The organism is Cellulosimicrobium sp. NPDC057127, from assembly GCF_042670945.1.
GTDB lineage: Bacteria > Actinomycetota > Actinomycetes > Actinomycetales > Cellulomonadaceae > Cellulosimicrobium.
Genome location: NZ_JBHUUP010000002.1, coordinates 104,312 through 128,571, shown reverse-complemented (window position 1 = coordinate 128,571; position 24,260 = coordinate 104,312). Strand labels below are relative to the sequence as shown.

The window sequence follows — 24,260 nt, the reverse complement described above, 5'->3', positions numbered from 1 at the left end:
TCAGTCGGACGTGCCGCGCGAGCGCTCGTACGCGGCGAGCTGGTCGATGCGGCGCTGGTGGCGCGCGTCGCCGCTGAACGGCTCGGCGAGGAACGCGTCCACGAGCTCGACCGCCTCGTCCACGGAGTGCTGGCGCGCACCGACGGCGACGACGTTCGCGTCGTTGTGCTGACGACCCAGCCGTGCCGTCTCGAGGTTCCAGGCGAGCGCGGAGCGGACGCCGACGACCTTGTTGGCGGCGATCTGCTCGCCGTTGCCCGAACCGCCGATGACGACCCCGAGCGAGCCGGGCTCGGCCACGACCGCTTCGCCCGCGGCGAAGCAGAACGCGGGGTAGTCGTCCTGCGCGTCGTACTCGTGGGCACCGTGGTCCACCACGTCGTGGCCGGCGGCCCTCAGGTGCTCGGCGAGGTGGGTCTTGAGCTCGTAGCCGGCGTGGTCGGAGGCGATGTGAACGCGCATGGGCTCATCATGCCGCAGGCGGACGGCCGGGGGTGGGGGCGAGGTCGTAGCCTGAGACGCATGACTCAGACCTCCCCGACGTCCACGGCCGAGGGCGCCCGCCGCTCCGGCATCGACCTGTCCACGCTCGACCCGGCCACGCGTCCGCAGGACGACCTCTACCGGCACGTGAACGGCCGCTGGCTCGCGGCGCACGAGATCCCCGCGGACCGCGCGATGGACGGGGCGTTCCGCGCGCTGCACGACCAGGCCGAGCTCGACGTGCGCGAGATCATCACGGACCTCGGCCGCGCGGTCGCGTCCGGCGCCGCGGACGTCGGTGCGGACGCCGCCAAGGTCGGCGCGCTGTACGCGAGCTTCATGGACACGGCCCGCGTGGAGGCGCTCGGCACGACCCCCCTGCAGCAGGACCTGGCCCTCGTGCGCGACGCCACGTCGCAGGCCGAGCTGACCGGTGCGCTCGGTGCGCTGCAGCGCACCGGCGGCGCGGGCGCCGTCGGGTTCTGGGTGGACAACGACGCCAAGGACCCGGAGCGCTACGTCGCCTACCTGCACCAGGGCGGGCTCGGGCTGCCCGACGAGGCGTACTACCGCGAGGACCAGTACGCGCCGGTGCGCGAGCGGTACACGCCGCACGTGGCCCGGATGCTGGGACTCGCGGGCGTGATGCCCGAGACGTGGGGCGTCACGCCCGAGGAGGCGGCCGAGCGCGTCGTCGCCCTCGAGACGAAGCTCGCCGCCGAGCACTGGGACGTCGTGCGCGACCGCGACGCCGACCTCACGTACAACCCGATGTCGCTCGCCGGTCTCGCGGAGAAGGCACCGGGCTTCGACTGGCGCGCGTGGGCCGTGGCGCTGGGTGCGCCCGAGGGCTCGCTCGACGACGTCGTCGTGCGCGAGCCGGGCTTCGCCACCGGCTTCGCCGCGCTCTGGCAGTCGGAGCCGCTCGAGGACTGGAGGCTGTGGATGGTCTACCACCTGGTGACCGCCCGCGCGCCCTACCTCACGGACGAGCTCGTCGAGGCGAACTTCGACTTCTACGGCCGCACCCTCTCGGGGGCGCAGGAGGTGCGCGAGCGGTGGAAGCGCGCCGTGTCCGTGGTCGAGGGTGCGCTCGGCGAGGCCGTCGGGCGCGTGTACGTCGAGCGCCACTTCCCGCCGGCGCACAAGGAGCGCATGGAGCAGCTCGTCGCCAACCTCGTCGCGGCGTACGACGAGTCGATCCGGTCGCTCGACTGGATGACGGAGGAGACGAAGCAGCGCGCGCTCGCCAAGCTCGAGGCGTTCACGCCGAAGATCGGCTACCCCGTGCGGTGGCGCGACTACTCGGCCCTCGTCGTCGAGCCCGACGACCTCGTGGGCAACGTGCGCCGCGCGCACGCGTTCGAGCAGGACCGCGAGCTCGCGAAGATCGGCAGGCCGCTCGACCGCGACGAGTGGTTCATGACGCCGCAGACGGTCAACGCGTACTACAACCCGGGGATGAACGAGATCGTCTTCCCCGCGGCGATCCTCCAGCCGCCCTTCTTCGACCCGGACGCGGACGACGCCGTGAACTACGGCGGCATCGGCGCCGTCATCGGTCACGAGATCGGTCACGGCTTCGACGACCAGGGCTCGAAGTACGACGGCTCCGGGCGGCTCGAGGACTGGTGGACGGCCACCGACCGGCAGGAGTTCGAGAAGCGCACGAAGGTGCTCGTCGCGCAGTACGACGCGTACCGCCCGGCGCAGCTGGCCGAGGACGCCCCGCACGTCAACGGCGCGCTGACGATCGGCGAGAACATCGGCGACCTCGGCGGTCTGTCGATCGCGCTCAAGGCCTACCGGATCGCGCTCGGCCGCCCGCTGGCCGAGGCGCCCGTCGTGGACGGCCTGACGGGCATCGAGCGCGTCTTCCTCGGCTGGGCGCAGGTCTGGCAGGCGAAGGGCCGCGACGAGGAGGTCGTGCGGCGCATCGCGACCGACCCGCACGCCCCGAACGAGTTCCGGTGCAACGGCGTCGTGCGCAACGTCGACGAGTTCTACGAGGCCTACGACGTGCAGCCGGGCGACGCGCTGTACCTCGCGCCCGCGGAGCGCGTGCGCATCTGGTGACGCACCGACGGGTGGTGCGGGCGTCCGCGCCCGCACCACCCGGCCGCGCCCGCACCACCCGGCCGCGTCAGAGCGAGCGGATGCCCGCCTTCGCCACGGCGAAACCCTTGCCGGTGGCGTCGTCGCGGCACGTCATGCCGGTGTTCGCGCTGTCGCACGTGAACCCGCCGACCGTCCTCGACTCCCCGTACGGCAGCACGGCGACGTCGTCCGGGGCCGGCCCGGGCAGGTCGCCCGCCGCGACGCAGGGCTGGCGCACGCCGTCGGCGTCGAGCACGACCTGGTAGCCGACGGCGCCGTCGCACCCGGCGACCGGTGCGGGCTGCGTCGCGAGCTCGGCGATGGAGCACGTCACGCCGAGGTCGGTCATCTCGCACGTGATGTTCCGGGTCTCGGACGCGAACGTCTCGGTCACGGTGGGTACGGGCTCCTCGGCCGGGGCGTCCTGCGTCGCCCCGGCCGACGGGGACGCGGTGGCACCCGGGGACCCCTGCGGCTCGCCCCCGCCGAGGAGGGAGAACCCGACGACGACCGCGGCGACGACGAGGACCACGTCCAGGGCGATGAACGCGATCCAGCCGGGTCCGAGGCGCCGTCCGGACGAACGGCGATCCCCCCCGGAACCCGCCGGACCGGCGGCGCGCGGCGCGGCACCCGTCGGGCCGCCGGCGGCACCGCCCGCGGCGGGCATCCCGGCGGACATCCCGGCGGGAGGGTGGTACGCGGGCCGCGCCGGGGCGGGCGCGGCCGTGTAGGGCGCAGCCTGTCGCGGCTGCTCGGTCGCGTAGCGCACCCGCTGGGGCGGCGTCGGCGCGGGCACCGCCGGCTGCGCGGCGGGCTGCACGACGGGCTGCGCGGCGGTCGGCAGGCCGGCCGTCGGGGTGACGCGCTGCACGACCGTCGCGCCGTCCGGCACCGCCGGCTGGACGACGGTCGGCTGCCCGTCGGCCGGCGTGCTGGCGGCCGAGGGCCGCTGCTGGGCCGCCGGCCGTCCCGAGGGCGCGAACGCGGGCGGCGCGGGCGGCGCCCACCCCGGCGCCGAGCCCGGTGCGCCGCCGTCCGGGGCGCCCGCGGGCACCGGCCCGCCACCGGGCGGCGGCGGAGGTGGCACGGGTGCGTTCGGGGACATGCTCGCTCCTCGGGGCGTACTCGTCGGGCGCGTCCGGCCGTCGCCGGGCGGCACGGGCCGTCGACGAGGCGGCCCACAAGCGATGAAGCATGGCACGCCTCACCCGCACCGGTCGAACCTCGACGAAGCCTGGGAGGGGGCTGTCGTGCCGGTCGCGGGCGCGCCGCTCAGTCGAAGACGGGGCCCTGCGTGCGCGTGCGCTTGAGCTCGAAGAAGCCGGGCGTGGACGCGACGAGGACGCAGCCGTCCCACAGCCGCCCCGCGGCCTCGCCCCTCGGCGCCGGCGTGACGACCGGTCCGAAGAACGCCGTGCCGGCGAACGCGACGACGGGCGTCCCGACGTCCTCCCCGACCCGCGCGACGCCCTCGGCGTGCGACGCGCGCAGCTGCTCGTCGTACGTGTCCTCGTGCGCGTACCGGGCGAGCTCGGCGGGCAGCCCCACCTCGGCCAGGGCCTCGGCGAGGACGGCGTCGTCGTCGTCGCGGCCACCGGGGTGCAGCCGGGTGCCGATCGCGTCGTAGAGCGGCTTGACGACGTCGTCGCCGTGCTCGGCGCGCGCGGCGGTCACGACGCGCACCGGGCCCCACGCCCGGTCCATGAGCGCGCGGTAGTCGGCGGGCAGGTCGCGGTCCTCGTTGAGCACGGCGAGGCTCATCACGTGCCAGCGGACCGTGACGTCGCGGACCTGCTCCACCTCGCCCATCCAGCGGCTCGTCATCCACGCCCACGGGCACATCGGGTCGAACCAGAAGTCGGCGACGCCGGGGACGTCGGTCGCGGTGGTGGCGGGGGCGGTGGCGGTGTCCGGCGTCGCGGCGAGAGTCACGGGTCGGTTCTCCTTGTCGTCGTGGACGGTCCCCTGGTCCGACGCTCGCGCACCGGCCGTTATTCCCGCCGGGGCCCCGGCCCTGCGTGGGATGATCGGCGAGGCCCACCAGGCTCCCACCGAGACCGAGGAGATGCAGTGCCCGGAGAGAACCTCACCCGCGCCGAGGCGATCGAGCGCGCGGGGACCGTCGACGTCCAGTCCTACGACGTCGCGCTCGACCTGACCACGGGGGCGGCGACGTTCGCCTCGACGACCGTGGTGCGGTTCACCGCCACCGAGGGCGCGTCGACGTTCGTCGACCTCGTCGCCCCGACCGTGCACGAGGTCGTGCTCAACGGGCGCTCCCTCGACCCGGCCGAGGTGTTCGCCGACTCGCGCGTCGCGCTCGAGGGGCTGGCCGCCGAGAACGAGCTGCGCGTCGTCGCGGACTGCGCGTACACGAACACCGGCGAGGGCCTCCACCGCTTCGTCGACCCGGTCGACGGCGAGGTCTACCTCTACACGCAGTTCGAGGTCCCGGACGCACGCCGCGTGTTCGCGGTGTTCGAGCAGCCCGACCTCAAGGCGACGTTCGCGTTCACGGTCACCGCGCCGGCCGCGTGGCAGGTCGTCAGCAACCAGCCGACGCCGCAGCCGCAGGCCGTCGGCACCGTCGCGGACCCGACCGGCACCGGCGCGGGCGACGTCGAGGTCGCCCGCTGGGCGTTCGAGCCCACCCCGCGCATGTCGTCGTACATCACGGCGCTCGTCGCCGGGCCGTACGTCGTGGAGCGCAGCGAGCTGACGTCCTCCGACGGCCGCACGATCCCACTCGGCGTGTTCGCCCGTGCGTCGCTCGCCGAGCACCTCGACGCCGGCTACGTGTTCGACAAGACCCGGGAGGGCTTCGCGTTCTTCGAGAAGGCGTTCGAGCACCCGTACCCGTTCGACAAGTACGACCAGCTCTTCGTGCCCGAGTACAACATGGGCGCGATGGAGAACGCGGGCTGCGTGACGTTCACCGAGACGTACGTGTTCCGCTCCAAGGTCACCGACGCCGTGCGGGAGCGCCGCGTCGTGACGATCCTGCACGAGCTCGCGCACATGTGGTTCGGCGACCTCGTGACCATGAAGTGGTGGAACGACCTGTGGCTCAACGAGTCGTTCGCCGAGTACGCCTCGACGCTCGCGACGGCGGAGGCGACGGAGTGGACGCAGGCCTGGACCACGTTCGCCGCGATGGAGAAGTCCTGGGCGTACCGCCAGGACCAGCTGCCCTCGACGCACCCCATCGTCGCGTCGATCAACGACCTCGAGGACGTCTTCGTCAACTTCGACGGCATCACGTACGCCAAGGGCGCGTCGGTGCTCAAGCAGCTCGTCGCGTGGGTCGGCAAGGAGCAGTTCCTCGCCGGCGTCGCCGCGTACTTCCGCAAGCACGCGTGGGGCAACACGGAGCTGCGCGACCTGCTCGTGGAGCTCGAGGCCACGAGCGGTCGCGACCTCACCGAGTGGTCGGCGAAGTGGCTGGAGACGGCGGGCGTCAACACGCTGCGCCCCGAGATCGAGCTCGACGCGCACGACCGCGTCGTGTCGTTCACGGTCGTGCAGTCCGCACCCGCCGACCACCCCACGCTGCGCCCCCACCGCCTCGGCATCGGGTTCTACGACCTGCGCGACGGCGCCCTCGTGCGCACGCACCGGGTCGAGGTCGACGTCGACGGCGAGCGCACCGACGTGGCCGAGCTCCGCGGCCTCGACCGCCCGCAGCTCGTGCTGCTCAACGACGACGACCTCGCGTACGCGAAGATCCGGCTCGACCCGGCGTCGCTCGAGGTCGCGACCGCGCACCTCGCCGACATCGCCGACCCGCTGGCACGCTCGCTCGTGTGGGGAGCGGCGTGGGACGCCACGCGCGACGGCGAGACCCCCGCCAGCGACTACGTGCGTCTGGTGCTGGGGAACGTGGCGCGCGAGACCGAGTCGACGACGGTCCGCACCACGCTCAACCAGCTCGCGCTCGCCGTGAAGACCTACGTCGCGCCGGAGCGCCGCGCCGAGACCCTGGTCGAGGTGGGCGACGCCCTGTGGCGGCTCGCAGGCGAGGCGGAGGCGGGCTCGGACCTGCAGTTCCAGCTCGTCAAGTTCTTCGCGCACCTGGCGTCCACGCCGGCGCACGGCGACGCGCTGCGCTCGCTCGTCGACGGCTCGGCCGGGTTCGACGGGCTGGAGATCGACACGGACCTGCGCTGGGAGATCCTCGAGGGCCTCGTGCTGCTCGACCTCGCGGACGACGCGGAGATCGAGGAGACCCTCGCGGGCGACTCGACCGCGACCGGCCAGCAGTCCGCCGCGCGCGCCCGCGCGACCGTGCCGTCGGCCGAGGCGAAGCGGGCGGCGTTCGACCGTCTCGTCGGGTCCGACGAGGCCCCGAACGCGATCGTGCGCGCCACGACGCAGGGCTTCCAGCACGTCAACGACCCGGCGACGCTCGCGCCGGTCGTCGGGGCCTACTTCGACGCGCTGCTGCCGCTGTGGGACGAGCGGTCGTACCACATCGCCGAGGCGCTCGTGACGGGCCTGTACCCGGCGCCGCTGGCGAGCGGCGCGCTGCGCGACGCGACGCGCGACTGGCTCGACGCGAACGCCGACGCGGCACCGGCGCTGCGCCGGCTCGTCGTCGAGAACCTCGCGGGCGTCGAGCGGGCGCTCGTCGCCCAGGCGGCGGACGCGCGGGCCTGACCGCCCGCACGAGCGGGAGCCCTGGTCCGCAGGACCAGGGCTCCCCCTCCCGGCGACCGGGGCTCTCCCGCGCGGGGCACCGGGCCCCGACCTCGGGGAACCCGGCGCGCGACGTCAGAGCGGTTCGTTCATCGCCGCCGCCAGCGAGCGCAGGCGCGCGCTGTCGAACAGGTCCTCGAGCAGCACGACGGAGCCGGACGCGTCACCCAGCGGCACCTTCCAGTTCGGGTACTCCGTGTCCGTGCCGGGCTGGTTCTGCGAGCGACGCTCCCCCACGGCGTCCGCGAGCGAGACGCCGAGCAGCGCCGCCGGCGTCCGGCGGATCACGCGGTGCAGCGCCTCCACGAGCTCGCGCTCGGACGGGTCGTCGCCCACCAGTCCGCGCTCGGCGAGGAACGCGACCATCGCGTCCCGCTCCTCGCGGGCCTTGCGCCGCACCTCGGAGACCGGCTCGTTGAGGACGCCGAGGCGGTCGCGCAGCTCGACGTGCTCCCCCGCGAGGTAGCCCGCGGTGGGCGGCAGGTCGTGCGTCGTGACCGTCGCGAGCGTGAGCGGGCGGTAGTCCTCGGGCGGCAGCGGGGCCCCGTCCTCGGTGCGCTCGAACCACAGCACCGACGTGCCCAGCACGCCCCGCTCGGCGAGGTAGTCCCGCACCCACGGCTCGAAGACGCCGAGGTCCTCGCCGATGACGACCGCGCCGGCACGGTGCGCCTCGAGGCACAGGATGCCGACGAGGGCCTCGTGGTCGTAGCGGACGTACGCCCCCGCGTCCGCGCGGGCCCCGCCCGGGATCCACCACAGGCGGAACAGGCCGATGATGTGGTCGATGCGGATCGCCCCGGCGTGCCGCAGCACGGTGCGCAGCATGTCGCGGTACGGCGCGTAGCCCGCGCGCGCGAGCTCCTTCGGGTGCCACGGCGGCTGGGACCAGTTCTGGCCCTGCTGGTTGTACATGTCCGGGGGCGCGCCGACGGAGACGCCCGTCGCGAGCACCCCGCGGTTCGCCCAGACGTCGGCCCCCTCGGGGTGCACGCCGACGGCGAGGTCGTGCATGATCCCCACCGACATGCCCGCCTCGCGCGCGGTGCGCTGGGCGACGCGCAGCTGCTCGTCGGCGACCCACTGGAGCCAGCAGTAGAAGTCGACGCGGTCCGAGAGCTCCTCGCGCAGCGCCGTGACCGTGGGGCTCGACGGGTCCAGCGCGCCCGGCGGCCAGTCCCGGTCGCCGTAGTGGTCGACGAGCGCGCACCACGTCGCGAAGTCCTCGAGCCCCTGGCCCTGCTCCGCACGGAACGCCTCGAAGGACGCCTGGCGCGCCGTGGAGCGCGGCGCGGTGAACACCACCTCGAGCGCGGCCTTCTTCGCCTCCCAGGAGGCGTCGCGGTCCACGGGCCCGGGGTCGGTGCTCAGCGAGCGGACCGGGTCGAACGCCCACTCGACCAGGGAGCGGTCGGCCGCCGACAGGTAGGCGGTCTCGCGGATGTCCTCCACGCGCACGTACAGCGGGTTGACGAAGCGCCGGCTCGTCGGCAGGTACGGCGACGGCGTCATCGGCGTGCGCGGCTCGGCCGCGTGCAGCGGGTTGACGAGGACGAAGTCGGCGCCGGCCTCGTGCGCGGCCAGCCACGCGAGGTCGGCGAGGTCCGCGAGGTCGCCCACGCCCCACGACGCGCGCGAGCGCACCGAGTACAGCTGGGCCATGAAGCCCCAGCCGGGCCGCTGGGCGACGGCCTCGGGGAGCTCGAGCCGACCGGGCGTCACCACGAGGGCGGCGCGCGCCTGGCTGCCCTCGCTCGCCGCGTGCAGGTCGTGCCAGCCGAGCGGGAGGTCGGCCGGGACCTCGAACGTCGCCCGGCCGACCAGCCGGCCGTCGACCGTGCGCGGCTCGACGAGCACGTCGAGCTGCGCCAGCGAGCGCGTGGGCCGTGCGGCGCGGCGTGCGTGCCGGCCGGAGCGCACGGACGGCTCGGCCTCGAGCTCGACCCAGACCTCGACGTCGGCACCGTCGGTGACGTGCACCGGGACCTGCACCGCCTCGCCCTGGCGCACGACGACCGTCGGCGGGAGCATCTGGCGCCACGCGTCGTCGCGCGCGTGCTCCAGGCTCACGCCCACCCGCTCGGGGGACGAGGCCGGCACGCCGAGCGCCTCGAGGACGGCGACCAGCGTGGACGCCCGCACCTGGCGCCTGGTGCCGTCGAAGTCGGAGAAGTCGGACGCCACGCCGTGGGCGTCCGCGAGCTGGACCAAGGGCTCGGGCAGGTCCGACTGCGGAGGTTCGCTCACGCACCGCATCCTGCCAGAACGTCCACGTCCGGGCAGGACCGCGCACACGGCGCGCCCAGACCCGGCGGGTAGCCTGCCCGCATGACCCCCACTCCCTTCGACACGACCCCGACCGGCCCGGAACCGTTCGACCCGAGCGACCCCGACGCGTGGCTGGAGTGGTTCGTCGGCGTGCCGCTGCGCGTGATCCTCGTCGTCGTCGTCGGCGCGGTCGCGCTCGCCCTGGTGCGGCGGCTGATCCGCAAGGTCACCGAGCACATCGCGGAGGGCACGCCCACGCTGCGCACCAGCCGGCTCAAGGGCCTGGGCCGATCCGAGGTCGGCAGCGCGATCCTGCGGGCGAACCCCCTCGCGAACGCGCGGCGCGCCGCGCGCGCCCGGACCATCGGCTCGGTGCTGCGCTCCGCCGCGAACATCCTCATCGGCACCACGGTCGTGCTCATGGTGCTCGCCGAGCTGGGCCTGAACATCGGTCCGTTCCTCGCGTCCGCGGGCATCGCGGGCGTCGCGCTGGGCTTCGGCGCGCAGAGCCTCGTGAAGGACTTCCTGTCCGGGACCTTCATGCTGCTCGAGGACCAGTACGGGGTCGGCGACGTCGTCGACTTCGGCGAGGTCGTCGGGACCGTCGAGGAGGTCGCGCTGCGCGTGACGAAGGTGCGCGCCATCGACGGCACGCTCTGGTACGTGCGCAACGGCGAGATCCTGCGCACGGGCAACCTCACGCAGGAGTGGAGCCGCGCGGCGGTCGAGGTGCGCGTCGCGTACCACGCGAACGTCGAGCAGGTCCGTTCCGTGCTGCTCCAGGCGGGCGAGGCGGTGCGTGCCGACCCGGTCCTCGGCCAGCACGTCCTCGAGGCGCCCGAGGTCCTCGGGATCGAGGAGCTCACGGCCGAGGCGCTGCAGCTCAAGGTCCAGGTCAAGACGCACGCCGCGATGCAGTGGGAGGTGGGCCGCGCGCTGCGCGCCGCGGTCCGCGAGGCGCTGTCCGACGCGCGGATCCCGCTCGCCGGTGCGCAGCAGGTGGTCGTCCTCGACCACTCGCCGGCGGAGGCCGGGCACCGCCAGGCCGGCGACGGTGCGGGCGCCGCGATGAGGGACGCCGCACGCGGCGCGGCCGCGGGCGCGGCGGTCGCTCAGGACCAGGCGAGCAAGGGCTCCCCCGCCTGAACCACGTCCCCCGGGCGGACGAGCACCTCGACCGTGCCGGGGTCGGCCTGCACGGCGACGACGGGGCATACGGTCGCGAGACCGGCCGCGGCGACGTCGCGCGGCGCCCACGTGACGACCGCGTCGCCGGCCCGCACGTCCTCGCCCGCGCCGACGTGCACGGCGAACCCCTCGCCGGCGAGCCGGACGGTGTCGATCCCGAGGTGCACGAGCACGGTGCGGCCCGTGGCCGTCTCGAGGGCGAACGCGTGCGGGAAGGCCGTGGCGACCCGGCCGTCCGCGGGGGCGACGACGCGGGCGGCCCCGTCGCCGGCGGGGTCGTCGCCGCCCGGCTCGTCGGTGGACGGTTCGACCGCGACGCCCGGGCCGACCATGGCCTGGGCGAACACCGGGTCGGGCACGTCCTCGAGCGCGACCACGGTGCCCGCCAGCGGGCTGCCGACGACGAGCCGGCGGGACCCGGTCAGCGCAGGCCGTCGAGCTCGGCGGCGAGGTTGTCGGCCTCGGGACCGACGATCACCTGCACCACGCGGCCCGACCGGACGACGCCGAACGCACCGGTGGCCTTGAGCTGCGCCTCGTCGACGAGCTCGGGGTCCGTGACCTCCACGCGCAGGCGCGTGATGCACGGCTCCAGGTCGACGACGTTGCCCTGCCCACCGAGCGCGGAGAGGATCTGCTGGGCCTTGGTGTCTGCGGGGGTGCTCATCGAACTGGTCTCCTGAGGCGAGTGCGGGAGACCCCGGGCGGGTCGACCCGGGGTGTCGGGGTGCCGTTCACCCGTGGAACAGCCTAGTCTCCTGGGCACGGTTGTCACCGGATCGACGCCGGGGCGACACGGGAACGCAACAGGCGCGTGCTCCACGGGCGCGTCGCTCGACGCGGACAGGAGCTGAGGCACGTGGGATCCCAGGACGAGTCCCGGCGCGTGATCACGGGCATCGGCGTGTGTCCCGGCACCGTCGCCGGGCCCGTGGTGCTCATGCCGGAGCCGATCGCCGAGCCCGCCCCGGGGCTGCGCCTGCCCCCGCGCGCGGACCACGAGGCCGAGGCGCGCCGCGTCGACGACGCGGCGCGCGACGTCGCGGCCGACCTCGAGCGCGCCGCCGCCACCGCCGAGGGGGACGCCCGGGACGTGCTCGACGCGACCGCCGCCATGGCGGCGGACCCGACCCTCGCCGCCGACGCACGCCGGCGCGTCCTCGAGGAGCACCTGGTGCCCGAGCGCGCCGTGTGGGAGGCGGCCGACGACGTCGCCCGCCAGTTCGCCGAGCTCGGCGGCCACTTCGCCGAGCGGGCCCGCGACGTGCTCGACGTGCGCGACCGCCTCGTCGCCGCGCTCACCGGCCGGCCCGCACCGGGCGTGCCGGAGCACGCCGAGCCGTTCGTGCTCGTGGCGCCCGACCTCGCGCCCTCGGCCACCGCGGCGCTCGACCCGACGCGGGTCCTCGCGATCGTCACCGACGGCGCCGGGCCGACGTCGCACACCGCGATCGTGGCGAACGCCATGGGCATCCCCGCGGTCGTCGCCGCGGCGGGCGCGAGCGCGGCCCTGGCGGCCGAGGACCTCGTGCTCGTCGACGGGTCGGCCGGCACGGTCGTCGTCGACCCCTCTCCCGAGGCGGTCCGCGCCGCGCGGGAGCGCGCGCTCGAGGTGCGGACGTTCGACGGCACGGGCCGCACGCGCGACGGCCACCGCGTGCAGCTGCTGGCGAACGTCGGCGACCCCGCCGGTGCGGCGCCGGCGGCGGCCGCGGGCGCCGAGGGCGTGGGCCTGTTCCGCTCCGAGTTCTGCTTCCTCGACCGCCAGGACCCGCCGAGCGTCGAGGAGCAGGTGAGCGCCTACCGCACCGTCCTGCGCGAGTTCCCCGGCCGCAAGGTCGTCGTGCGCACGCTGGACTCCGGCGCCGACAAGCCGCTGCACTTCCTGTCGGCCCCCGAGGAGGAGAACCCCGCGCTGGGGGTGCGCGGCCTGCGCACCGCGGCCCGGTGGCCCGGGCTCCTGGAGGACCAGCTCGCCGCGATCGCGCAGGCCGCCGCCGCGGAGGAGGCCGAGGTGTGGGTCATGGCGCCCATGGTCTCGACCGTCGGCGAGACGGAGTGGTTCGTCGAGCGCTGCCACGCGCACGGCCTCGACGTCGCGGGCGTCATGGTCGAGGTGCCGAGCGCCGCGCTGCTCGCGGGGCCGATCCTCGCGCGCGCCGCCTTCGCGTCGATCGGCACGAACGACCTCACGCAGTACACGATGGCCGCCGACCGCCTCCTCGGCTCCCTCGCCGAGCTCTCGGACCCGTGGCAGCCCGCCGTGCTGCGCCTGGTCGCGGCGACGTGCGAGGGCGGCGCGCAGCAGGGCCGTCCCGTCGGCGTGTGCGGGGAGGCCGCGTCGCACCCCGCGCTCGCCGTCGTGCTCGTCGGGCTCGGCGCCTCGTCGCTGTCCATGACCGCCCGCGCGATCGCCGACGTCGGCGCGCTCCTGCGCGAGGTGGACCTCGACGACTGCCGCCGCGTCGCCCGGCTCGCGCTCGACGCCGAGAGCGCCGCCGACGCACGGGCAGTCGTGCGGGAGAACCTGCCGCAGCTCGCCGCGCTCGGGCTGTGACGCTCGCCGCACGCCGTCCGGCGGGCCCGGGCCGCCGGACCCGCGGTGCGAGGATGGGGTCGTGACCACCGACCCCGCCCCGCGCCCGACGCTGCCCGTCGCCGGCATGACGAACGGTGCTCCCCCGGCCGCGAGCCCGAGCCCGGCCGCGAGCCCGGCCCCGACCCGCCCCAGCCGCTCGTTCTACGACGAGGTCGGCGGGCACGAGACGTTCGTGCGGCTCGTCGACGCGTTCTACGAGGGCGTCGCGACCGACCCCGTGCTGCGCCCCATGTACCCCGAGGAGGACCTCGCGGCCGCCCGCTGGCGGCTCACGGCGTTCCTCGAGCAGTACTGGGGCGGTCCCACCTCCTACAGCGAGCAGCGCGGCCACCCGCGCCTGCGCATGCGGCACGGCGGGTTCAAGGTCAACCCCGACGCGCGCGACCGCTGGCTCGCCCACATGCGCACCGCCGTCGGGACGCTCGGCCTCGCCCCGATCCACGAGGCGACGCTGTGGGACTATCTGGAGCGCGCCGCGCACTCGCTCCTCAACACCTTCGAGGACTGAGCCCCGCCGGCAGACCGCCCTCACCCCCGAGCGAAGGACGAGCACCCGTGACCCCCGAGCAGCCCGTGCCCTCCGAGCCGCCGGTGACCTCCGGCACCGACGCGACCACGGACACGTCCCGCGACGGCACGCCGTCGCCCGGCCCGACGTCGGACGCCGCCCCCGCCACGCAGGTCCCCAACCCCCTCGGGCACCTGCTGGACGTGCTGCGGCTCGAGCAGGTCGGCGACGGCGACGGGTCGGCCGCCGACCCCGAGCACTTCCGCGCCGTGAGCGTCCACCAGCCGACGGGACGCGTCTACGGCGGCCAGGTCCTCGCGCAGGCGCTGCTCGCCGCCGGGCGCACCGTGCCGGACGGGCGTCTCCCCCACTCCCTGCACGGCTACTTCCTGCGCCCCGGCGGCCTCGACGTGCCGATCGACTTCGCCGTCGAGCGTCTGCGCGACGGCCGCTCGTTCAGCGCCCGCCGGGCGCACGCGATCCAGCACGGCAAGCCGATCCTGTCGATGATCGCGTCGTTCCAGGAGGACCAGGGCGGCATCGAGCACGCGTCGCCGATGCCCGACGCGCCGGACCCGGAGACCGTCCCGTCGGCGCTCGACGTGCTCGGCGGGATCGACCACCCGATCGCGCGGTTCTGGTCCCACCACTCGGCCTTCGAGCTGCGCCACGTCGGCGGATCGCTCTACCTCGGCCCGGACCACGAGCCGGCGGACCGCCAGATGGTGTGGATGCGGGCCCGCGGCGACGTCGGCGACGACCAGCTGCTCCACCGCGCGCTCATGGCGTACGCGTGCGACCAGGTCATGCTCGAGCCCGTGCTGCGCCAGGCCGGCGCGAGCTGGGTCACGCCCGACATCTCGATCGCGAGCCTCGACCACGCGATGTGGTGGCACCGCGACGCGCGCGTCGACGAGTGGCTGCTGTACGTGCAGTCCGCCTCGAGCGCGCAGGGCGGTCGCGGCCTGGGCGCGGCCCGCGTGTACGCGCAGGACGGGACGCTCGTCGCGTCGATCGCGCAGGAGGGCATGGTCCGCCTCCCCGCGATGTGAGGCCGGCGGCCCGGGGCCGACCGCCCCGGGCTGCGGCGTCGGCCGCCGCGCCCCAGACTGACCACGTGCGACTGCGCCGCGTCTCCGTGACCACCCCGGGCTACTCGCGTCGCCCGAAGGGCGACGGGTGGGTCTTCCTGGACGTCGAAGGGCTGCCCCTGGCCGACGAGGACGAGATCGAGCGCTGCACGCACCTCGCGATCCCGCCCGCGTGGCAGGACGTGTGGATCTGCCGGTACCCCAACGGGCACATCCAGGCGTTCGGCCGCGACGCCGCCGGGCGTGGCCAGTACCTCTACCACGAGCAGTGGCAGGTCCGGCGGGCGCGGCGCAAGCACGACCACGTGCTCGAGGTGGGGCGGCGGCTGCCCGCCGCGCGGCGCGGCGTCGCCCGGGACCTCGAGCTGCCCGGCATGCCGCGCGAGAAGGTGCTCGCGCTCGCCTTCCGCCTGCTCGACCTCGCGTACTTCCGCGCGGGCGGCGAGATCTACGCGAAGCGGAACAACAGCTACGGCCTCGCGACCATCCGCAAAGAGCACGCGCGCGTGCGGCGCGACGGGAGCGTGCACTTCCACTACCCCGCGAAGTCGGGGCAGGTGCGTGACGTCGTGGTCGACGACCCGGTGGTCGCCGAGCTCGTCACGACGCTCAAGCGCCGGCGGGGCGGTGCCGAGCTGCTCGCGTGGCGCGAGGCGGCGCCGGGCGGCGGTGCGGCGACCGTGTGGCGCGACGTGACGAGCGCGGACGTGCAGGCCGACATCAAGGAACGGCTCGGGCCGGACGCCACGCCCAAGGACTTCCGCACCTGGCACGCCACGGTGCTCGCGGCCCGCGCGCTCGCCGACGCCGGCGCGCCACCCCGCTCGGAGCGTGCCCGCAAGCGCGTCGTGACCGGCATCGTCAAGGACGTCGCCGAGGAGCTGGGCAACACGCCCGCGGTGGCGCGCTCGTCGTACATCGACCCGCGCCTGTTCGACCTGTGGGAGCGCGGGGAGACCATCGGGGGCACGACGTCGCAGACGCGTGCCGAGAACGAGGTGCTGGAGCTGCTGGGATGAAGATCGCGGTCACAGGGGTCACGGGTTACGTCGGGGGCCGGCTCGTGCCCGAGCTGCTCGCCGCCGGGCACGACGTGCGGGCGCTGGCGCGCAACCCCGCGCGGCTCGCCGGGCGGGAGTGGGCCGACCGGGTGGAGGCGGTCGAGGCGGACGCGAGCGACCTCGACGACATCCGCGCCGCGCTCGAGGGGTGCGACGTGGCGTACTACCTCATCCACTCGCTCGGCACGGGCCCGACGTTCGAGGCGCGCGACCGCCGCACGGCGCTGACGTTCGCGCGCGCGGCGCGCGAGGCGGGCGTCGGTCGCATCGTCTACCTCGGCGGCATGTACCCCGACGTGCCCGAGGGCGAGCTCTCCCCGCACCTCGCCTCCCGCAAGGAGGTCGGGGACATCCTCCTGGCGTCGGGCGTGCCCACGACCGTGCTCCAGGCGGCGGTGATCCTCGGCTCCGGCTCCGCGAGCTTCGAGATGATGCGCTACCTCACCGAGCGCCTCCCGGCGATGACGACCCCGAGATGGGTCGACAACCGCATCCAGCCCATCGCCGTCCGCGACGTCCTGCGCTACCTCGTCGGGGCCGCGACCCTGCCGCACGACGTCTCGCGCGCCTTCGACATCGGCGGGCCGGAGGTGCTCACCTACCGCGACATGATGCAGCGCTACGCGCGCGTCGCCGGGCTCCCGCGCCGGCACATCGTCAGCGTGCCCGTGCTCACGCCCCGGCTGTCGTCGCACTGGGTCGGCCTGGTCACGCCCGTGCCCAGCGGCATCGCGCGTCCCCTCGTCGAGTCCCTCCAGCACGAGGTCGTGTGCCAGGAGGACGACATCGAGCAGTACGTCCCGGACCCGCCGGAGGGCCTCGTCGGGTTCGACCGCGCCGTCGAGCTCGCGCTCCAGCGCGTCCACGACGGCGAGGTGACCACGCGGTGGTCGTCGGCGTCGGTGCCGGGGGCGCCGTCGGACCCGCTGCCGACCGACCCGGACTGGGCGGGCGGCTCCCTGTACGTCGACGAGCGGCGCACCGTCGTCGACGCGCCCCGGGACGTGCTGTGGCGCGTGATCGAGGAGATCGGCGGGCAGGGCGGCTGGTACTCGTGGTCGCTCGCGTGGCGCGCCCGCGGGCTGCTCGACCGCCTCGTCGGCGGGCCCGGCCTGCGGCGGGGGCGCCGCGACGAGCACCGCCTGCGCGTCGACGACGAGCTCGACTTCTGGCGCGTGGAGGACATCGAGCCCGGCAGCCGCCTGCTGCTGCGCGCCGAGATGCGGCTGCCCGGGCTCGCCTGGCTCGAGCTGCGCGTCGACGAGGCTGCGGCGGCCCTCGAGGACGCCACCGACCCCTCGGCACCGGGGCCCACGCCCGAGGAGGCGAGCGGCCCCGACCGCACCTACTTCGCCCAGCGCGCGCTCTTCTACCCGCACGGGCTCGCCGGCCAGCTCTACTGGTGGTCGGTCAAGCCGTTCCACGGCGTCGTGTTCGGCGGCATGCAGCGCAACGTCGCCGAGGCGGCCGAGGCGGCGGCGCGAGCCGACGGCGGAGTCACCCGCGACGACGGAACGTCAGCGGCTCCTCGGCGAACGGCTCCCACGCCGCGCGCTCCGCGTCGCTGATCCGACGCGGGCGGCCGGTGGCCGCGTCGACGACGACGATCGTCGTCGCCGCCTTCGCGTACGCCGCCCCGCCCGACGTCGGTCCGGTCCGGTCGAAGCCACCGGGCGCGCCGTCGTGCACCTCGTAGCACACCTCGAGGCTCGCCCCGCCGAGCCGGCCCACCCACAGCTCGACCCGCACCGGGGTGCGCGTGAACGACAGCGGGCGCAGGTACTCGATCTCCTGGCGCGCCACGAGCGTGTGGCTCGTCGCGTGCGGGCCGGTCTCGAGCACGGCCGTCGGCCACGCGGACTCCCCCGCCTCCGGGTGCGTCCAGAACGCGGTGATCCGCGCGTCCTCGAGCAACCGGAACATCTCGACGTTGTTGACGTGCGCGTACGCGTCGAGGTCCGACCACCGCAGGGCGACGGGGACGTGCAGGCGGGTCATGGGGGTCCTTCCTCACGGGTGTGCGCCACGGGGGTCCGTGCGCGACCATTCTGCCCGCGCGTCAGGGGGAGGCGGCGACGAGCGCGGCCGCCCGGCACCGGGCGAGCGCCGCGAGCTCCTCGCCGACGGGCAGCCGGACCAGGCGGTCGGCGACCTCGCCGACGGCCTGGCGCAGGCGCCGCCGGGCGCGTGCCGCGCGGCGGCGGGCCCCGACCGCCGCGGCGCCCCGTGACGCGAGCGCCAGGAGCACCCCGACGAGCGCGCCGCCGAGGACGAGGAGGGTGGGCCACGGGAGCTCCGCGGAGCCGGGCGCGCCGAGCGTGAGCACCGGGGTCGGCGGCTCCGGGAGCCGCAGGTACGCGAAGACCCACAGCACGCCGAGCCACACGAGCCCGGCCACGAGCGCTCCGAGCACGAGCCACTGCACCGCCCCGACGACGCGCCACCACACGGGACGGCGCGACGCCTCGAGCTCGGTTCCTGCCACGGCCTGGTCGAGCGCGTCCGCGAGGTCGGCGGCGCCCTCCCCCGCCCGCCGGCGCGCGGCGAGAGCCCAGGCGTCCGGGACCCCGCGCGTCGCCGCGTCGACGTAGTCGCGCACCGCGGTCCGCGCCCCTGCGCGCACCGTCGCCGGTACGGCCGGCAGGGACGTGCGTGCAAGGTCCTCGCGGGCCGGTGCGGCGTCCGCGTCGCGCACCGGCGTCCGTGCGGCACGAGCCCCCGGCGCCGGGCCCGACCGCAGACCGATCCTGCGCAGCGGGTCTGCGCGGAACCGGCCGAGCCACCGCGTCACGGGCCAGCCCGTCGCCGCCCGTGCGTCCCGCACCGCCGAGCCGCGCACCGCGGCGACCACCGTCGGCACGCCGGCGGCGGCCTCGAGCGCGTCGAGCAGGCCGTCGCGCGCGTGCTGCGCCGCCCGGACCGGCGGCGGGTCCCCGCACTCCGCGGCGACACGGCGGGCCACGGCCCGCTCGTCCGCCGCGTGCCGGTCGTTCGCCGCGCGGCGGCGCGCGGCGGCGTCGGCGAGGAGGTCGCGCAGCGTGTCCATGCCCTGGCCGGTGCGCGCCGAGACCGCGAGGACGCGCGCGTCGCCCAGGCCGTCCTGCGCGGTGAGGCGGCGCAGGTCCGCCAGGCACGCCTCGGCGTCCTGGGGCGACAGCCGGTCGACCTGGTTCAGCACGACCACGACCACGCCGGCGTACCCGGCGAGCGGGCGCAGGTAGCGCTCGTGGAGGGCGGCGTCGGCGTACTTCTGCGGGTCGACGACCCACACCAGGAGGTCCGCGCGCTCCACGAGGCGCTCGGCGCGCACCCGGTGCTCGGTGACGACCGAGTCGTGGTCCGGCAGGTCGAGCAGCACGAGACCGTCCGTCAGGTCCTGGCTGCGCCGGCCCGTCCCGCGCAGCAGGCTCCGCAACGCGCCCGGGCGGGGTTCGTCGTCACCGACGTCCCCCGAGGCGAGCGGCGTGCCCATCTCGTGCCGGCGGTGCACCTCGAGCCAGTCGAGCAGCGGCCCCGCCGGCCCGGCCCCGCCCGGTCCCCACACCGCGGCGAGCGCGTGCGAGGTGGTCGGGCGACGCACTCCCGCCGTCGCGAGCTCGGACCCGGCGAGCGCGTTGAGGACCGAGGACTTCCCGGACCCGGTCGCGCCGGCGAGCGCGACCACCGTGTGCTCCGCGGAGAGCCCGGCCCGCTCGCGGGCGCGTCGCACGACGTCGCGGGCCTCGGCGAGGACGTCGGCGTCGACGCGTCCGTCCCCTGCGAGGACGGCGGACTCGAGCGCGGCGGTCCGGTCCAGGAGGTCGATGCTCACGTGCGCGCCCCCCGACCGAGCAGCCGTCGCCAGAACCCGGGCGCCGCACCGCTCGCGCCACCGTCTCCGGGCTCGCCCGGCCGCCCCTCCGCGCCCGCCGTCTCCTCGACGTACGCCGCCCCCCGCAGCGGTCGCGCCGCGTGCCGGCCCACGACGTCGCCGCTCGCGGCGGGACGGGCGGACCGCTCGGCGCGCGACGCGGTCTCCACGACGCGGGTGGCGTCGCGCACGCCCTGCGCCGCGGACGCCGCGTCACCGGTGCCCAGCGCGTCGAGCTGCGCGGTGAACCGCCTCGCCTCCGCGTCGAGGACGTCGCCCACGCGCGCCGTCAGACGGTCCCGCACCGTGCGGGTCAGGCGCCGGACCGCGTCGTCGCCGAAGACGGCCTCGAGGAGCTTCTGCGCCACGACCGCCGTGCCGCCCGCGATCCCGATCTCCGCACCGGTGATGCCGCCGGTGGACGCGAACACGACGACCATGAGGCTCACCCCGAGCCCGTTGATGCCGAAGGAGAGCGCGCGCGCCGCACCGCGCTTGCCCGCGCCCTGCTCGCGCACGAGCTCGAGGACGTCGCCCTGCCACGCGCGGATCTGGGCCGCGACCTCGGCACGCACGCCCGGCGAGGACCGTGCGAGCTCGAGCCCGCCGAGCAGCGCGTTCCCCGCGGGGTCGGCGCGCCAGGTGCCGTGCGCACGCTCGGCACCGGCGTCCGCGGCGTCGAGGACCACCGCCTCCAGCCCGTGCGCGATCGCCCGCTCCACCTGCGGCGCCTGGGCGGGCCGGCCGCGGAAGAACGCGGCGATCGCGTCGCGCACGCGCCCCACGCCCTGCTCCACGGACCGGAAGATCTCGCTCGTGCCGACGAAGTCCTGCCAGCGGGCGAGGACCTCCCCGCGCAGGAGGACGCCGTCGCTCGTCGCGGCGTCCACCTGCGCGGCGGCGTCGGCGTACGCCCGTGCGACGGCGTCCCGGAGCCGGGCGTCCGACGCACCCTGCGCGTCGGCGGCACCGGCGACGAGCACCGCTCGCCGCACGAGGTCGTCGACGACGCCGTCGCGCGTCGCGAGAGCCACGCGGTCCCGCTCGGCGCCGTCGGACCCGAGCGCGGTCAACCACCCGGACACCTGCGCGACCGCGCGCTCCGGGAGGAACCCCTCCACGAGGTCGGCCTCGGGGACCACGAACATCGACGCGTCGCCCAACCCGTTCTCGGTCATCATGCGGCGCAGGTCGTCGGCGACGGCCTCGGCGCCGGGGTCGACACGGTCGAGGACCATCGCGACCTGCGCGCGACGCTCGGCGGCGCCGTGCAGGAGGTCCCACGGCACGGCGTCGGCATACCGCGCGGCCGTCGTGACGAAGAGCCACAGGTCGGCCGCGCCGAGCAGCTGGGCCGCGAGCTCCCGGTTCGCCGTCTCGACGGAGTCCACGTCGGGAGCGTCCACGAGCGCGAGCCCCTGCGGGAGCGCGTCGCTCGCGACGAGCCGCAGCGAGCGTGCCGGCTCGACCGTGCCCGGCGTCTCGCCGTGCGTGCTGACGCGCGCCAGACCGGGCAGCACCCGGTCGGTGGAGAACCATCGCTCGTCGAGCGGGTGGTGCACGAGGACGGGCGCCCGCGTCGTGGGCCGCAGCACGCCGGGCGCGGACACGTGCTCGCCGAGCAGGGAGTTGACGAGCGTCGACTTCCCCGCGCCGGTCGACCCGCCGACGACCACGAGCAGCGGCGCGGCGTGCGACCGCAGCCGCGGCAGCAGGTAGTCGTCGAGCTGGTCGACGGCGAGCGCGAGGTCGTGCCGCGCCGTCTCGACGCCCGGCACCTCGAGCGGCAGCCGCAGCGCGGCGAGCCGCCCCCGCAGCAGCTCGAGCGCCTCCACGAGCCCCGCGGCGCCGCGGTCGGCGGCAGCCGGCTGAGCGGCGTCGTCGCGCGGCGGCAGGGGCTCCGTCATCCGGTCAGTCTGCCCCAACGGCCCTGGTCATGCGCGGTCGTGGCCGGCCGAGGACGGGCCCGGCGGGAACGACGGCGCGCGCGGTCGTGGCGGACCTGGCGGGAGGCCGCGAGGCACGAGCGACCCGATGGTAGACCGCGCGCGCCGTCGTGGACGCCGGGCGGACGCATCCCACGCCGCCCGGCGTCGACGTGGATCAGTCGCGCGTGAGCTTGCGGTACGTCACGCGGTGCGGGCGCGCCGCGTCGGCGCCGAGGCGCTCGACCTTGTTCTCCTCGTACGAGGCGAAGTTCCCCTCGAACCAGTACCAGTTCGCCGGGTCCTCCTCGGTGCCCTCGTAGGCGAGGATGTGCGTCGCGACGCGGTCGAGGAACCAGCGGTCGTGGGACACCACGACGGCGCAGCCGGGGAACTCGAGCAGTGCGTTCTCCAGCGAGCCGAGCGTCTCGACGTCGAGGTCGTTCGTCGGCTCGTCGAGCAGCAGGAGGTTGCCGCCCTGCTTGAGCGTGAGCGCGAGGTTGAGGCGGTTGCGCTCGCCGCCCGACAGCACGCCGGCGGGCTTCTGCTGGTCCGGTCCCTTGAACCCGAACGACGCGACGTACGCGCGCGACGGGATCTCGACGTTGCCGACCTTGATGAAGTCGAGCCCGTCGGACACGACCTCCCACAGCGTCTTCTTCGGGTCGATGCCGCCGCGCGACTGGTCGACGTACGAGATCGACACGGTCTCGCCGACCTTGAGGTCGCCGCCGTCGAGCGGCTCGAGGCCGACGATCGTCTTGAACAGCGTCGTCTTGCCGACGCCGTTGGGACCGATGACGCCGACGATGCCGTTGCGCGGCAGCGTGAAGCTCAGCCCGTCGATGAGCTGGCGGTCGCCGAAGCCCTTCTGGAGGTTGGTCGCCTCGAGGACCACGTTGCCCAGGCGCGGGCCCGGCGGGATCTGGATCTCCTCGAAGTCGAGCTTCCTCGTGCGCTCGGCCTCGGCCGCCATCTCCTCGTAGCGGGCGAGGCGTGCCTTGGACTTGGTCTGGCGGCCCTTGGCGTTGGACCGGACCCACTCGAGCTCGTCCTTGAGGCGCTTGGCGAGCTTCGCGTCCTTCTTGCCCTGGACCTGCAGGCGCTCGCCCTTCTTCTCGAGGTACGTCGAGTAGTTGCCCTCGTACGGGTAGAGGCGACCGCGGTCCACCTCGCAGATCCACTCGGCGACGTGGTCGAGGAAGTACCGGTCGTGCGTGACGGCGAGGATCGCGCCGGGGTACGTCGCGAGGTGCTGCTCGAGCCACAGCACCGACTCGGCGTCGAGGTGGTTGGTCGGCTCGTCGAGGAGCAGGAGGTCGGGCTTCTCGAGCAGGAGCTTGCACAGCGCGACGCGGCGACGCTCACCACCGGAGAGCACGGACACGTCCGCGTCCGGCGGCGGGCAGCGCAGCGCGTCCATCGCCTGCTCGAGCTGGGAGTCGAGGTCCCAGGCGTCCGCCGCGTCGATGGCCTCCTGGAGGGTGCCCATCTCGGCGAGGAGGGCGTCGAAGTCGGCGTCGGGCTCGGCCATGAGCGCGGAGATCTCGTCGAACCGCTGCTTCTTGGCCAGGATGTCGCCGACCGCCTCCTGGACGTTGCCGAGGACGGTCTTCTCCTCGTTCAGCGGCGGCTCCTGCTGGAGGATGCCGACGCTGTACCCCGGGGAGAGGCGCGCCTCGCCGTTCGACGGCGTGTCGAGGCCCGCCATGATCTTGAGGATCGTCGACTTCCCGGCGCCGTTCGGGCCGACGACGCCGATCTTCGCGCCGGGCAGGAAGTTCAGGGAGACGTCGTCGAGGATGACCTTGTCGCCGTGCGCCTTGCGCGCCTTGTACATGGAGTAGATGAACTCAGCCACAGCCTGTTGTTCCACCGTTTCGGTCGCTCGCGGGTTGTCGACCCCTCAGCCTACGCGGTCGGGCCGCCGCACGGGTGATCGCGGTCGCGCCGGTCCGCACCCGTGCGGCGGCGAGACCTCACACCGTGGCGAGGCGGGCCTCCTCCGGCACGTCGTCGTCCGCGGTGCCGGGTGCGGCGTCGTCGGTGTCGAAGGGCGCGTCCTCGGCCTCGGACGTGCCGGGGTCGCCGGGGCGCGGCTCACCCGCCCCCTCGTCGCGCCGGTGGACCGTGCGGGCGAAGCGGGACTCGCCCAGCGTGAGGTCGTGCCCGAGCGACGTCGCCTCCACGACGAGGCTGGACCGCGGGCCGTCCGGACCGGTCCACTCGTCGACGGACAGGCGACCGGTCACCACGACGGGGTCACCCTTGTGCAGCGACGTCGCGACGTTGCGCGCCACGTGCTTGAACGCCTTGACGGTGAACCACAGCGTCCGGCCGTCGACCCACTGCCCGCGCTCGCGGTCGAGGTAGCGCCGCGTCTGCGCGATGCGGAAGCTCGTGTAGTCGGTGCCGGACGGGGACGTGAACAGCGTGGGCGTCGTCGCGACGAAGCCGGAGAACGTGACGGTGACGTCACCGTGCATGGGTGC

19 protein-coding genes are annotated in these 24,260 nt (G+C 75.2%); 8 read left to right on the top strand and 11 right to left on the bottom strand.

The annotated features are described in order from the left end of the window. A complete protein-coding gene (locus ACFTZA_RS02305) occupies positions 1-462 on the bottom strand; it encodes a ribose-5-phosphate isomerase (protein ID WP_378190326.1) in 462 nt (153 codons plus the stop codon). 60 nt (positions 463-522) lie between these two features. On the opposite strand from ACFTZA_RS02305, the gene ACFTZA_RS02300 reads away from it, so the two are divergent. Next, the gene (locus ACFTZA_RS02300; RefSeq protein WP_378190324.1) at positions 523-2,559 is read left to right on the top strand and encodes a M13 family metallopeptidase; all 2,037 of its coding nucleotides are present in this window, start codon (positions 523-525) and stop codon (positions 2,557-2,559) included. A 67-nt stretch (positions 2,560-2,626) separates the two neighbouring features. On the opposite strand, the gene ACFTZA_RS02295 is transcribed toward ACFTZA_RS02300, so the two are convergent. Both ACFTZA_RS02295 and ACFTZA_RS02290 read right to left on the bottom strand, forming a co-directional pair. Next, the gene (locus ACFTZA_RS02295; RefSeq protein ID WP_378190322.1) at positions 2,627-3,688 is read right to left on the bottom strand and encodes a hypothetical protein; all 1,062 of its coding nucleotides are present in this window, start codon (positions 3,686-3,688) and stop codon (positions 2,627-2,629) included. A 167-nt stretch (positions 3,689-3,855) separates the two neighbouring features. Then, positions 3,856-4,515, bottom strand: a complete 660-nt coding sequence (locus tag ACFTZA_RS02290) for a DsbA family protein (protein WP_378190320.1) — start codon at positions 4,513-4,515, stop codon at positions 3,856-3,858. Positions 4,516-4,653: 138 nt separating this feature from the next. On the opposite strand from ACFTZA_RS02290, the gene pepN reads away from it, so the two are divergent. Further along, the gene (gene pepN, locus ACFTZA_RS02285) at positions 4,654-7,239 is read left to right on the top strand and encodes an aminopeptidase N (RefSeq protein ID WP_378190317.1); all 2,586 of its coding nucleotides are present in this window, start codon (positions 4,654-4,656) and stop codon (positions 7,237-7,239) included. 114 nt (positions 7,240-7,353) lie between these two features. Here pepN and malQ read toward each other — a convergent pair whose 3' ends face one another. After that, positions 7,354-9,534: a 4-alpha-glucanotransferase gene (malQ, locus tag ACFTZA_RS02280; RefSeq protein WP_378190315.1), complete on the bottom strand. Its 2,181-nt coding sequence runs from the start codon at positions 9,532-9,534 to the stop codon at positions 7,354-7,356. Positions 9,535-9,606: 72 nt separating this feature from the next. Here malQ and ACFTZA_RS02275 point away from each other — a divergent pair, with 72 nt between their 5' ends. Next, positions 9,607-10,692: a mechanosensitive ion channel family protein gene (locus ACFTZA_RS02275; protein WP_378190313.1), complete on the top strand. Its 1,086-nt coding sequence runs from the start codon at positions 9,607-9,609 to the stop codon at positions 10,690-10,692. Here ACFTZA_RS02275 and ACFTZA_RS02270 read toward each other — a convergent pair. Together ACFTZA_RS02270 and ACFTZA_RS02265 are read right to left on the bottom strand one after the other, a co-directional pair. Then, positions 10,659-11,123 carry a PTS glucose transporter subunit IIA gene (locus tag ACFTZA_RS02270; protein ID WP_378190760.1) on the bottom strand — a complete coding sequence of 155 codons (465 nt, stop codon included), beginning with the start codon at positions 11,121-11,123 and terminating at the stop codon, positions 10,659-10,661. The two genes, ACFTZA_RS02275 and ACFTZA_RS02270, sit on opposite strands and share 34 nt — an antisense overlap. 32 nt (positions 11,124-11,155) lie before the next feature. After that, positions 11,156-11,401 (bottom strand): glucose PTS transporter subunit EIIB, encoded by a 246-nt coding sequence (locus tag ACFTZA_RS02265; protein ID WP_378190311.1) that lies wholly within the window; start codon positions 11,399-11,401, stop codon positions 11,156-11,158. A gap of 192 nt (positions 11,402-11,593) precedes the next feature. On the opposite strand from ACFTZA_RS02265, the gene ptsP reads away from it, so the two are divergent. The 5 genes from ptsP to ACFTZA_RS02240 all read left to right on the top strand — a co-directional run bounded on the left by ptsP (position 11,594) and on the right by ACFTZA_RS02240 (position 17,561). Beyond that, positions 11,594-13,291: a phosphoenolpyruvate--protein phosphotransferase gene (gene ptsP / locus ACFTZA_RS02260; protein ID WP_378190309.1), complete on the top strand. Its 1,698-nt coding sequence runs from the start codon at positions 11,594-11,596 to the stop codon at positions 13,289-13,291. A gap of 106 nt (positions 13,292-13,397) precedes the next feature. Continuing rightward, entirely contained in the window at positions 13,398-13,841 is a 444-nt protein-coding gene (locus ACFTZA_RS02255) for a globin (protein ID WP_378190758.1), read from the top strand. Between the two features lie 203 nt (positions 13,842-14,044). Then, on the top strand, positions 14,045-14,893 hold the full coding sequence (locus ACFTZA_RS02250; protein WP_378190756.1) for an acyl-CoA thioesterase: 849 nt from the start codon (positions 14,045-14,047) through the stop codon (positions 14,891-14,893). Between the two features lie 65 nt (positions 14,894-14,958). Beyond that, positions 14,959-15,951 (top strand): DNA topoisomerase IB, encoded by a 993-nt coding sequence (locus ACFTZA_RS02245; RefSeq protein ID WP_378190308.1) that lies wholly within the window; start codon positions 14,959-14,961, stop codon positions 15,949-15,951. After that, positions 15,948-17,561: an SDR family oxidoreductase gene (locus ACFTZA_RS02240; RefSeq protein WP_378190305.1), complete on the top strand. Its 1,614-nt coding sequence runs from the start codon at positions 15,948-15,950 to the stop codon at positions 17,559-17,561. The genes ACFTZA_RS02245 and ACFTZA_RS02240 overlap by 4 nt, the downstream gene beginning before the upstream one ends. Here the strand turns inward: ACFTZA_RS02240 and ACFTZA_RS02235 are convergent. The 5 genes from ACFTZA_RS02235 to ACFTZA_RS02215 form a co-directional block, all read right to left on the bottom strand. Next, positions 17,491-17,991 (bottom strand): acyl-CoA thioesterase, encoded by a 501-nt coding sequence (locus ACFTZA_RS02235; protein ID WP_378190303.1) that lies wholly within the window; start codon positions 17,989-17,991, stop codon positions 17,491-17,493. The genes ACFTZA_RS02240 and ACFTZA_RS02235 overlap by 71 nt on opposite strands. A gap of 61 nt (positions 17,992-18,052) precedes the next feature. Further along, a complete protein-coding gene (locus ACFTZA_RS02230) occupies positions 18,053-19,804 on the bottom strand; it encodes a GTPase (protein WP_378190301.1) in 1,752 nt (583 codons plus the stop codon). Continuing rightward, positions 19,801-21,750 carry a dynamin family protein gene (locus ACFTZA_RS02225; RefSeq protein WP_378190300.1) on the bottom strand — a complete coding sequence of 650 codons (1,950 nt, stop codon included), beginning with the start codon at positions 21,748-21,750 and terminating at the stop codon, positions 19,801-19,803. The genes ACFTZA_RS02230 and ACFTZA_RS02225 overlap by 4 nt, the downstream gene beginning before the upstream one ends. A gap of 196 nt (positions 21,751-21,946) precedes the next feature. Beyond that, the gene (gene ettA / locus ACFTZA_RS02220; RefSeq protein ID WP_378190298.1) at positions 21,947-23,629 is read right to left on the bottom strand and encodes an energy-dependent translational throttle protein EttA; all 1,683 of its coding nucleotides are present in this window, start codon (positions 23,627-23,629) and stop codon (positions 21,947-21,949) included. Between the two features lie 118 nt (positions 23,630-23,747). Next, a complete protein-coding gene (locus ACFTZA_RS02215; protein ID WP_378190296.1) occupies positions 23,748-24,254 on the bottom strand; it encodes a single-stranded DNA-binding protein in 507 nt (168 codons plus the stop codon). Positions 24,255-24,260: the final 6 nt, after the last annotated feature.

Coding starts and splice junctions, on each gene's coding strand:
- ACFTZA_RS02215 (WP_378190296.1), bottom strand. CDS start 24,254: ATGCACGGTGACGTCACCGTCACGTTCTCCGGCTTCGTCGCGACGACG.
- ACFTZA_RS02235 (WP_378190303.1), bottom strand. CDS start 17,991: ATGACCCGCCTGCACGTCCCCGTCGCCCTGCGGTGGTCGGACCTCGAC.
- ACFTZA_RS02295 (WP_378190322.1), bottom strand. CDS start 3,688: ATGTCCCCGAACGCACCCGTGCCACCTCCGCCGCCGCCCGGTGGCGGG.
- ACFTZA_RS02240 (WP_378190305.1), top strand. CDS start 15,948: ATGAAGATCGCGGTCACAGGGGTCACGGGTTACGTCGGGGGCCGGCTC.
- ACFTZA_RS02305 (WP_378190326.1), bottom strand. CDS start 462: ATGCGCGTTCACATCGCCTCCGACCACGCCGGCTACGAGCTCAAGACC.
- malQ (WP_378190315.1), bottom strand. CDS start 9,534: ATGCGGTGCGTGAGCGAACCTCCGCAGTCGGACCTGCCCGAGCCCTTG.
- ACFTZA_RS02300 (WP_378190324.1), top strand. CDS start 523: ATGACTCAGACCTCCCCGACGTCCACGGCCGAGGGCGCCCGCCGCTCC.
- ACFTZA_RS02275 (WP_378190313.1), top strand. CDS start 9,607: ATGACCCCCACTCCCTTCGACACGACCCCGACCGGCCCGGAACCGTTC.
- ACFTZA_RS02225 (WP_378190300.1), bottom strand. CDS start 21,750: ATGACGGAGCCCCTGCCGCCGCGCGACGACGCCGCTCAGCCGGCTGCC.
- ACFTZA_RS02255 (WP_378190758.1), top strand. CDS start 13,398: ATGACGAACGGTGCTCCCCCGGCCGCGAGCCCGAGCCCGGCCGCGAGC.
- ACFTZA_RS02265 (WP_378190311.1), bottom strand. CDS start 11,401: ATGAGCACCCCCGCAGACACCAAGGCCCAGCAGATCCTCTCCGCGCTC.